Source organism: Prevotella pectinovora (assembly GCF_000834015.1).
GTDB classification, from domain to species: Bacteria; Bacteroidota; Bacteroidia; order Bacteroidales; family Bacteroidaceae; genus Prevotella; species Prevotella pectinovora.
Genome location: NZ_JXQI01000051.1, coordinates 39027 through 50419 on the forward strand (window position 1 = coordinate 39027; position 11393 = coordinate 50419).

The 11393-nt window shown below is 42.8% G+C and carries 8 protein-coding genes and 1 pseudogene; 6 read left to right on the plus strand and 3 right to left on the minus strand.

The features are described 5' to 3' along the window. Positions 1–1038, plus strand: a complete 1038-nt coding sequence (locus ST42_RS06050) for a TerC/Alx family metal homeostasis membrane protein (protein WP_022315648.1) — start codon at positions 1–3, stop codon at positions 1036–1038. 120 nt (positions 1039–1158) lie between these two features. Then, positions 1159–1305: pseudogene (locus ST42_RS13515) on the plus strand (LysO family transporter); the annotation flags it as partial. An 84-nt stretch (positions 1306–1389) separates the two neighbouring features. Here the strand turns inward: ST42_RS13515 and ST42_RS06055 are convergent. The 3 genes from ST42_RS06055 to ST42_RS06070 form a co-directional block, all read right to left on the minus strand. Beyond that, complete coding sequence (locus ST42_RS06055; RefSeq protein WP_022315649.1) at positions 1390–2082, minus strand: porin family protein; 693 nt, start codon at positions 2080–2082, stop codon at positions 1390–1392. Between the two features lie 643 nt (positions 2083–2725). Beyond that, positions 2726–2956, minus strand: a complete 231-nt coding sequence (locus tag ST42_RS06065) for an RpnC/YadD family protein (RefSeq protein ID WP_044065871.1) — start codon at positions 2954–2956, stop codon at positions 2726–2728. A gap of 254 nt (positions 2957–3210) precedes the next feature. Next, entirely contained in the window at positions 3211–3747 is a 537-nt protein-coding gene (locus tag ST42_RS06070) for a hypothetical protein (RefSeq protein ID WP_044072850.1), read from the minus strand. Positions 3748–4320: 573 nt separating this feature from the next. On the opposite strand from ST42_RS06070, the gene ST42_RS06075 reads away from it, so the two are divergent. The 4 genes from ST42_RS06075 (at position 4321) to ST42_RS06095 (ending at position 11317) form a co-directional block, all read left to right on the plus strand. Continuing rightward, complete coding sequence (locus ST42_RS06075; RefSeq protein ID WP_044072852.1) at positions 4321–6825, plus strand: phosphoadenosine phosphosulfate reductase domain-containing protein; 2505 nt, start codon at positions 4321–4323, stop codon at positions 6823–6825. Between the two features lies 1 nt (position 6826). Further along, on the plus strand, positions 6827–7072 hold the full coding sequence (locus ST42_RS06080; protein ID WP_044072854.1) for a hypothetical protein: 246 nt from the start codon (positions 6827–6829) through the stop codon (positions 7070–7072). 237 nt (positions 7073–7309) lie between these two features. After that, entirely contained in the window at positions 7310–10765 is a 3456-nt protein-coding gene (locus ST42_RS06090; RefSeq protein WP_044072855.1) for a hypothetical protein, read from the plus strand. Between the two features lie 3 nt (positions 10766–10768). Then, positions 10769–11317 carry a hypothetical protein gene (locus tag ST42_RS06095; RefSeq protein ID WP_044072856.1) on the plus strand — a complete coding sequence of 183 codons (549 nt, stop codon included), beginning with the start codon at positions 10769–10771 and terminating at the stop codon, positions 11315–11317. The last annotated feature ends 76 nt before the right edge of the window (positions 11318–11393 follow it).

Genomic DNA, 11393 nt, shown 5'->3' on the forward strand with positions numbered 1-11393 from the left:
ATGGAATTATCAGAAATGCTGTTTTTAGGAGGTTTTGTGGTTTTCATCGCCGCAATCCTTTTGCTTGACATGTTTGTAATCGACAAGAAGGCTCACGAGGTGTCCATCCGTGAGGCTGGCACCTGGACTGCCGTATGGATAGCCTTGGCGCTCCTGTTTTCCGTCTTCTTGTGGTTTCATGGTGATATGGTACATGGAATAGAGAATTTCAGCGATCTCCAGGCAGTGGCTTCGCGCTATGCCTCGCATCTGAAACTCAATCCCGACGATTTCGAGTCGAGTCTGCAGCAATACCGCCATTACATGACGGTGTCATACATCTCAGGTTATCTGATAGAGAAGACGCTCTCTGTAGACAACCTCTTCGTGATGATGATGATTTTCACATCCTTCGGAGTGGGGAAGAATGAATATCAGCATGTGTTGAACTGGGGAATACTCGGTGCCATCGTCTTGCGTTTCGTGTTCATATTCCTTGGCGCTGCCATAATAAGCCGTTTCGACTGGGTATTGCTCGTCTTCGGTGCGGTGCTTGTATATAGCGGCGTGAAGATGTATCTCAACCGCAACAAGAAAGAGGAGATGGATGTGGAGAAGCATCCGCTCGTGAGACTGCTGTCAAAGACGGGACGTATTCACCCTCAGTTTGAGGGCGATAAGTTCTTCATCCGCCGTGCCGGACGCCTGCTGTTCACTCCGCTCTTTGTCACGGTGCTCGTGATAGAGTTCAGCGACCTTATCTTTGCCTTCGACAGCATACCGGCGGTATTCTCCGTGTCGCTCGACCCCTATGTGGTGTTCTTTTCCAACATCTTTGCCATATTGGGACTGAGAGCCATGTTCTTCCTCCTGGCAGCGATAGCCGACAGATTCCGCTATCTTAAGCTCGGTGTCTGCGTTCTCCTGGTGTTCATCGGTGTGAAGATGCTCATCCATGAGTTCTTTGAGATTGATGCCATATCGTCGCTCGTGTTCATTGTCAGCGTGCTGGTGGTGAGCATCGGAGCCTCGCTGGTGGTGAAGAAGCAGACCGTGTAGCGTATTTGCAATCCATAGACTATAGGCATGCCCCCAAAGTGCTGTTCCGTATCAGGAATGTAGCCTTTGGGGGCTTTTCATTCCCATTTCCCTCGCTTAATCGGATTCTTGGATAATCTGCATCGTGGCATTGCCGACTGCATGGTCATCAACAGCGGCTTCGCCTATTATTCCCTGTCGAGCATCTTAATCACAGAATATCGCGGAGCTGAACTCGGTACTATAGCCCTGCTTGTCAATATCATTAGAGAGATGATCACTCTATTAGGCGTTGGCATAGGCAAACGAAAAAGGCATGACCCCTCGCTTTCGAGAAGCCATGCCCGGAAATATATATTGAGATTTTGGAACTCAGAAGTTCACTCCGAAGTTCAGCGTCAGACATCCGTTGTGCGACGTGTCGAATTCATCGTGACAGATATTCGCCAGACCCACGTCATAGGTCAGGTCGGCATAAAACATGTCGTAGGCAACGCCACAGCCCAAACGCAGTCCACCGTCGAAGCGCTTGAAGCGGTCGCTCGAGAACGACGGGTCTGCTTCTCTCTCGCGATAGTTCTTTATCTTTCCGCCTACACCACATGCCAGGTATCCGCCGGCAAAAGGCTGGATGGAGAAGTGGTCGTCGATAGGGTAGGCATATTTCACAGTCAGCGGCACCTCCAGATAGTTCAGGTCGTAGGTCATCTTCTTGCCGTCGTCGAGCTTCTTCTTGCCGCCCTTCTCGGTATAGTATAGTCCCGTCTCGAAAAACACCGGAGCACGGTCAGACAACGCTATGCCCACCACGGCACCCACGTTGAGGCCCGTCTGCGCGTTGCCGCCATCAAGAGTCTTGTCGTCGGAGCTCACGGTAGAAAACGACGGTCCGATGCGCAGTCCGTAGTAGTTCTCGCCGCTCTGATATAGTCCCGTGCCCGGTCGGCGGGAGTAGTCCAGATGTCCAGTTCGCTGGTTGTAATATCTGCTGTTCTTATAAGCCTGAGCCTGAGCCGTGCAGCCAATAGTCATTATCGCCAGAGCTGCCAATATAAACTTCTTCATAATAGTGGTCCTTTCTTAATACGTTCTACAATAATTTTTTCTTTCCGCTGGCAAAAGTATAGTTTTCCCTCCAACTCCACTGAGGGGATATCCCTAAAATAGAATGGGGAAAACCATATTGCAGCCAAAGGGTGGTTCCTTACATTATTGTTTTCCAATAATCTCAAATCGGTCATTACATCTTGTAATACGTAACACGTATACTTTTTTCCGGAGGAAAGTGTCATAGTATCATTTTCGAGACTTTTTCCATACCTAATCTCTTGAAAGCCAGAATAATACTTCAATGATACTTTTCTTTCTTCTTTACAGAAAAGTGTCATAGAAGTGTCACAGAAGTATCATGGAAGTCTCAAAAAAATATAGTAATGCTTAACTCGTTGGCGGAATCCTGAAAACAGGAATATGGGTGTTGCAACATTAACTTATTGGGCAGACGTCTGACAGCAAATCTGCCCAACTGGGGCAAGCACGTTGCCCATGATGGGCAAGCACGTTGCCCCAGTTGGGCAAGCAGCGTGCCCAATTCTGCCCCCAAATCGGTCATAAGTGCTTGCTTGGATTTCGTTTTTTGGAAGAGTGGATTTTGCTTTTTAATTCGCCATAACGGGCTATTGTTCATTATAGACAGGCAAAAGATGTCTTATTGGATATTCTTTATTTCTTCTTCAGACAAACCCGATGCCTGCATGATAGTTTCTATAGGCACTCCAAGAGCCAGAAGATTGGAGGCTATTCTTTCTTTTGCCTTTTTCTCACCTTCTGCACGTCCTTCTGCACGTCCTTCTGCATATTTCTTCTTTTCCGCAGTCCGTATGGCATTCACGATGTCGCGGTCGAAATCAGTATGTGGATTGATGTATTTCTCTGCCATAATGCTGCATTTATTATTCAATCAGCAAATTTACGGCATTTTTGATAATTATCCAACGGTCATGCCTGTATTTTTGCTTTTTGAAATGTTTTACTTCCTGCAATTCCTGACATACCAAGAGTGTCATATATTTACCATACACCCTGCAAAATCGTCAACTTTGTGGTGGAATCAACAACCTACCGAGAGTTTCCGAAAGACGCTGCTGAGTTTTGATTTGCCAGAAATTTATTTATGATGTATGGTCGTAGATATTATATTGCTAATAGCCATCCGATAAATTGTTTGATGAGCGGCGAGTGATTCTCTTTTATGCTCCTGATTTTTGTTTCAATTATGAAGTTCTTTATGCGGAGCCTGTAATCGGAATTGTGTAGCAGAAGCCATAACTCTTCATCGATGTATGCATATTCTACATTCTTTCTTACCCAAGCTGTAGATGGAGAGGTGGTTCGTGTTTCGGAGTCGTTGTAAAAATTGAGATGCCAAAACTCGTCTGTTTGCAAATAATATAACGGATAAGTGAGATCTGTTTTCTCACTTTGTTGGGCAATTATCGTATATTGCTCGAATATGTTGTTGTAAATTATTTCCAAGTCCTCGAAAATAAATCTGTTATATCGGAAAGTCCCGTTTTCAATGCCCCGTATTATTGATAGGATGAGGACTGGTTTGGCGATTTTCTTTATGCCGCTTCGTTTGATACTGCCTTGCTTCATGTCTTTTATTTTCTTTGTATAGAAGTCAAAAGCAGATTCATAATTGAAAAAACGAATGATTTTATTATTCATAGGTCGTCATATTTAGTGCAGATATGTAACTTTATATAATTCAACCGCAAATTTACACAATTATCATTAATCAATTCCTTCCGTCATACTTTATTTTATATACAGCAATAAAAAACAAGTGGACAAATTTACCTGATAAAGAATTTATTATTACTTTTGCAAAGCATTACATCCGCAGAAAGCCCGAAAGGGGAGAAGCGGGTGGGTGCTACTTATTGAAAAGAGCGTTTATCTGACGCTTATTCTTTGCGTGTCCTAACTTCGCAACTTAAGACTTATTCGCAAAAGGATGAGACAATGATAGATGTTCACGGTAGGTGTATTTTATCCTATCGTGATTTGTTGTATATATACAGTCATTGTATGTGTACGATTGGTCGCGTATGGGAATAATATATCCATACGTGGGCTTTCTGCATTGTCCTTCTCTGCGAATAGGGCAATGCGAAGGCCTGGACACGTGGGATGGGCAAGGACTGAATCCCCACGTTTTTCTTTTTTTATAGGTATATCTGATTTTTTTCGTTCCGAGATTTGGGAGATTCTATCGGGAAAATAAGGAGATAGAATCAAGTGTACAAAATAACATGGGATAAGGAAACAGGAGGAGTACAGCTTCACTCTCGAATTGTGGAAGGTACCTTAGGTATCTCTCCTCGTCCTGTGTTCTTTGAGGAGCTTGACTTGTTGGGACTTGACAAGTTGGGATGGACCTACCCTCAGGCAGAGGAGCCTATAATGTGGGCCGTCAATAAACAGTATTGGTATCGTGGTGTTCGACTCTTTGATGCCAAGGGTGCTAATATCTATGCAAAGCCTACGCTGGAAATGCAACCCGGAATAGAACCTATGGATCTTGAACCTGTTGATGTCAAGGCTATGCTTCGACGCACGTCCGATTTGATGTTTGTATTGGAGAATGAAGCGATTGAGTTCATTCGAGACACCTATTTGGCTTATGCTAAAGCCAATAAAACCTATGATAAGGCTGAGGCCAACAAGCTTGATTTTGAGGCTATGGCTGAGCGAGTGGAAAAGAAAAGCAAGCAGCGGATGGCCGTTGTGAAGCAAGACTGTGACTCGTTTGATATTATGCCACTTGCTACGGCCGAGAAAGAGGGAAAACGCGTGTTGCTCTCTACCAAGATAGACCGTTTCATAGCAAGCTTTTCTGGTGGTAAGGATTCACAGGTGGTACTTGATCTTTGTACTCGCGCTATTCCGCCAACCGATTTCGAGGTCATCTATAGCGATACAGGCTATGAGCTTCCTCCTTCTCTGGCCCTTTACAAAGATGTAGAGGCGCACTATAAACAGAAGTTTCCTTCACTACGTTTCCTTACGGCTCGCAACCACGAGTCGGTACTTAACTATTGGGACAAGATTGGCACACCAAGTGACAATCATAGATGGTGCTGCTCGGTGATGAAAACGGCTCCGCTGTATCGAATGCTGAAAGTGGAAGGAAATAAGCAGGCGCGAGTTCTCACTTTCGATGGGGTAAGAGCGGAGGAGTCTGTAAGAAGGGAAAATTATCAACGATTAGGGAAAGGTAAACATACCTATATCTATAATGCTCATCCGATTATAAGTTGGAATTCGGTAGAGATATTTTTATACCTTTTTGAGCGAGGCTTGCCAGTAAATCCTGCATATCGTAGTGGTAAAGCTAGAGTCGGGTGTTTGATATGTCCATTCTCAACATCTTGGGATGATATGATAATACAAGAAAAATATCCCGATGATTTGCAGCCATTTGTGGAAAGACTTAAAAAATATGCTTCGCAAGTGAAAATCTTAGACTTCGGTCACTTCCTTTCGGAAAGAAAATGGAAATTAAAACCGTTAGGGGATAGAAAACAAAAAATTTCTAAGGTTCAATTCCAAACGGGAGTTTCACCATTAAATTTCATGGTTGAAATAACAGATGCAAAGCATTCTTTTCTAAAGTGGTTGCCAGCTCTTTGCTCTTATTCTATTAAGAATACAAGCAAAGGTTTTGAGGGGGAATTACATTTTAAGAAGAATGTTTTCCCATTTGTAATAGCAGAATCTGGCGGAAAGTCAACCCTTGAAGTTAAAGGGAGCTTGCCTAACGAACTGGTGTATCTTTTAAGACGTTTAACATATAAAACGGCATATTGCGTACAGTGTGAGGTGTGCGAGGTTGATTGTCCAACAGGTGCTCTCTCAATTGTGCCACAAATAACTATAGACAAAACAAAATGCATTCACTGTCATAAATGTTTTAATACACATGACCGTGGATGTGTAGCTGCGGATTGTATACGTATGATAACAGATTCAGAAAGAAAAATAAACACGAAGATTCAAGGATATAAAAAATTTGGACTTCGCGATGAATGGGTAGATGAATACTTTATTGATCCCGTTGAGTTTTGGAAAGATAATACCTTGGGAACAGCCCAGGTGGACTCTTTTAAAGCATGGATGAGAGATGCAGAAATTACAGATCAGAAGAATAATTTAACTGAGCTGGGCGCATTGATGCGAACCATTTATGCGGAAAATCCTTCTTTGTTTTGGGAGATAGTTTTTATAAATCTTTCCTACAATTCATACATCGTAAAATGGTTTTGTAATAATATAAAGCCTAATCAGGTTTACAATGGAAAAATGATTAAGGAGGAGATTTCCAACGAAGGTTTTTCAGGTTCTATTACAACTGTGGGTAATGCAGCCATTGCATTATGTGATATGATGAAGAAAACTCCAGTTGGCGACGAATGCTTGCAAGGCATGGATTTGGGAAGAGAAGGACTTAGACGGAGCGAGTATGATGATGTGAGTATTGAAGCTGTAGCTTATTCTATATATAAATTTGCAAAAGAACGTGAGCTTTCAATGCTAAGGGTTTCTGATATGTATAATAATGAGGCGGAACATGGCATTTTCAAGGAATTTGGAACATCAAAGCAAGATCTTCTTAGAAAACTCAGAACAATTAGTGCGGAAAGTAACCGTGTTTTGGTTGCAGAACTAACTATGGGTTTAGACCACATTACTCTTCGTAATGATTTGACTCCTATGAAGGTGTTAAAAGAGCTAACAAAATAAGATGAGAAATGTGCTTCTGTCAACATATGATGACATGGTGCTTTCTGTTCACACAGGATGTGTAAATGGGAAAATAGCAGTGTCAAAACCTCTTTATTTGATAGCTATAATGGAGGCTATAGAATTTCAAGAGTTGAATGAAAACAAAATTGACTTGTTCAATGTGTTTGTTCGTAAGAGATTTGGTCAATTATATGAACAAGTCAACGGAAATAAAAAAGGATATGAGATTTCTTTTTTTGTTTGACCGTTCTTTCATCTTGACAGTGCCATGTTTTATCATCTGATTTGGAAACAAGGATTAGAACCTCCAGTTAAAGCAGTGACCCCTTCAGCCAAATATCTCCGAGAGAATTTGCTTTATGCGAAGTTGGATGATGAGCTGTGGGATTTATTACAAGATGCTGAAAATAGAGAATACCTAAAAAGAAGTATCATTGAACGATACCTAACTGAAAAACTATAAAACGACAATCATACGCTTATGGCTACTAAGTATGACGACATCATAAAGCTTCGTGGCGGCAAGGCTGCATACGATATAGCTGAAGAGAAAGAGGGTGAATGGATCTCATTTATCCCTAATGAGCAGTTTAACAATGTGTTGCGCACTGTTATAAAGAGTGTGCGTGGAAACGACATCGATAACCACAAGAGTTTTTGGATTAATGGCACATACGGTACAGGAAAGAGCCATGCCGTAGCAGTAATCAGCCACTTGCTTGGTGACGAGGTGGACAAGATCCGCAACTGGGTTGACTATGAGTACAAGGATGCTAAGTTTGCTGCTATCCGCCAGGCCATATATTCGCTTCGTGAAACAAAGCGCTTATTAACGGTTAATGTGTATGGCTTGGGCGCAATGACCCATCCTGGCGACTTGGCTCTTGTGCTTCAAAAAGCAGTAACGGAAACGCTCCACAAGCACAAGATAAATATAGCCGTGCCGACGGATTATGAAAATTATATTGAGCAAATCCGTCAGAATCCTGAGATATGGAATCATTTGATAGAAACGCATACTGCCCTTTCGTCTGTAGTAGCCGACAGCAATCAGTTGGTAGAAAGCTTGTCGACAGGAGATCTTGGCATTTTCCATCGCGTAAGCGACACGCTGCGCGAGGCTCAGCTCGATATCCGTCTTAATAACGACAATATAAAGCAATGGCTTACTGAGATACAAGACCGTCTTGCAGAACTTGGGACTTACAATGGTCTGCTCATCGTTTGGGATGAGTTTACCGATGTAATGACCGATGCCATTGGAGTTCCTGTGCTTAAGCAGTTGCAGGAAGTGGCGCAGAAATTTATGAATGAGGACAGTAATTCTTACATTTTCCTCATCTCACATCCGTCTGCCTTTAATGGAGTAGACTCTGAACAGCTGAAGCAGACAGATGGTCGCTATCACCGAATGAAATACAATATGGAGTCGGTGTCGGCGTTTAAGATTATGTCGCGTAAGTTTGATATCCTTGACAAGGAGCGCCATACGCAATTGTGCCAGCATTTCTACACGATGAATCCGCAATTGCTTGACATCTTCACGGCAACAAGCAATGATCAACAATCTACTCGTGAGGATCTGTTCAACCTGTTCCCCTTACATCCAGGAACCGCTAATCTTGCCACCCATTATGCTACGGTGGTTGGATCATCAAGCAGAAGTGTTTTCGAGTTTTTAGGCCAGAACGACTCTATACGAGAATTCCTTGACAGTGAGGAATATTTCCTGAACCGTGATACTATCACCGCAGACTATTTGTGGGACTATGTGTTGAAGGTGTTCCAAGACGATGTCACAAACTATGGAGCCGTAACAGAGCGTTACAACTCCTATAAGCTGCAGGTTAGCAATGAGGGCGCTGCCTACTTCGCTGTATTTAAGGGAATATTGTTGCTCAACGCTTTCAATAATGTTTCTGGAGAGAACAACAATGGTTTGGTTACTCCCTCGGAGGATAATATTCATGCTCTTTTTGCAGGAACGCGTTACGACGATCAGTTTGATGTGGTTCTGCAATGGTTTAATGAGCAGGGTATTATTCAGCGTGCTCCTGGTGGCTTGTATTCCGTTCAGTTCTCCGCCTTGCCATCAGGAGAGATTGAAGAAAAGAAGAACGAAATGCGTAATGTGCAATTTAAGTTTACGGAACAAATTCTTGCTTTTTCGGACGCAGCGGAGAATAGCTTTAGAGGAAAATTTATGCAAAGAGTCATACGGCCTTATGACTTTAAGTTTTTCTCAGACCATCAGAACGAAGCTGTGTTACGAAGTCAGATAAAAAACGCCCGTAAGGAAACCAAAACGAGTGCCTTGTTCTTTGCACTGCTGATGGCGCGAAATAACACCGAGCTAGGGGTGCTTCGTAGTTTTGCGGAAAAATGCGCAGAGGATGAGAGCGATAAGGACTTGAAGAATATAGTTTTCCTTGTGTTCGACGAAGTGCTCACTGATGCTAAGTATGAGCAGTTTATTGAGTATCAGGCAAACTATGCCTGCGCTAGTAGCCATGGCTTTATGGACCAGCAAAAAGTGCATCGCGACCATGCTGTATCTATGGTTAAAGAATGGATGGACAGCATTCTGCGTAGTAATGCTATTGTTTATATCAATGGGGAGGAAAAACAACCAGTGTCGGTGAAGCACCTGTCAAGCATTGTCAATAGTGTGATTGCGCCGATCATCTTCCCGTATGGCCCCGATGCTTGCGAGTTGTTGAGGCAAAAAACGCCATCCACTTTCTGGCGCCAGCAAAACTCAAAGGAGATAGTGCGTACGTTCCTTTTCGCAAATTCAAAGGGAGAGCTCGCTACCATTACCGCACAAATGCGCCCTGTGCAATATCTCATTCAGGAGTGTCTCGATGATAATCTGGCGTGGAAGATTGACGTGCCTGAGAATCATCCGTTCAAGGTGGTCTATGATAAAGTGCAGAATATCATTAAGTATGCAGACAAGAGTCTTCCGTTTAATTTCGACGACAAGTTCTCTGTTCTGCAAAAATCGCCCTACGGTCTTTACGGAAGTTTTGCTGCCATGGCTATGATGGCGTTTGCCTTGAGACCATGGGCCAACAAGATTTTCGATATGCAGGGTAAGCCACGCGATAAGAACGCCCTGATTGACGATATCGTGTGGTTGTTCAAGGTGTGGGACGATAAGAAATCGAGCAGTAAGCTTAATTTCAAGTTTCAGACTCCAGAAGAGGGAAAACTGTGTAAGGACCTCGTATCTCTCTTCAAGCTAAACAATAAGAATAATGATTATTCTGATGTTACAAGTCTGAAAGACGCTCGTTATGCCATTACAGCAGAGTTTCTTGGCAAGAAGGGTTATCCGCTTTGGACGGTAAAGTATGCCTCTGAGGCAGCTTTTGCAAATCTTCCTGTGATTATAACAATTACGAAAGATGAGAAAAAGCTGATAGATAACATCGTAACCATTTGCATGGAGCGCGACTTGCGTAATCCTGCATTGGTGAAAGAAACGATAGACCTTATTTCGGATTTGCGTTATGAGATGAAAAACATCCTCAATGTGGATGCAGCCTTCTCTGATGGTTTTAAAAACTTCTTGATGCAACTTGACTTCATCAATATACAGGAGAGCGAAGTGGACGAAGTGAAGCTTTTCATAGAGCAGAACTTACAGTCTACAGTGGGATATTGGACGGAAGAGGAAGTGGAGAAAAAGGCTTTGCAGTGGAAATCGTCAAAGACACCAACTCCACCACAACCTCCCGTGGATCCGCCATTGCCTCCAGTCCCACCTGTGTATCCGCCGATACCGCCTGTAGACCCAGACGTAATTGACCAGAAGCGCAAGCAAGCCAAGATGCACATTGCTGATATTGTGTCTATCGAAGATGCCAAGGCATTGCTATACAAACTATGTGATGAAGGAAATGAATGGTTGTTGGACAAGATAAACGAATAGTCTATGTATAAGGAGTACGAATCATTGGAAGACCTTTATCAGGAGATAGAGATTGACAAAAATTGGACGGGTGCGGAGAGTTCTCTCCGTAACCGCTATCCAATACGCTTTGTGTTGTTCGAAAATTTCGGTGACTTTGGTGAATTCGTTCAAGTATGCCAAGATCATGACGTATATGTACAAAGCATAGAAAAATGGATGAAGGACGGACAGGATGATTTGTTGATAACATATTCGCAACTTGCAGATTTGTTCAAAAGTTATATCAAGAGCCTACCGGCAAATGACTTTGTCATAGCCCCGTTTTCTGAAATTACAAGATTCTATGACAATACGCATTATGCGGAATTCGACTCTTTGTTGAAGACAATACGCCTAATCCAATCGCCCGAAGAGGCACAACGTGAACATCAGCGCATCTATGTGCCACTAATTGGTATGCAGAGTAAGGTGGGCAAGTTCAAGGATGATCCCAATATCCATATCTGGGAGTATCACTCAAAAACCTTAATTCCGCAACACTATAATTTAACTTTATTTATAAGTTCCTGAGCAACAAAAAGTTGCCCAGGATTTTGCCATGTCAGAATTTTCACTTATCTTAGTGTTGCAAAAAGAAAACAAGAAC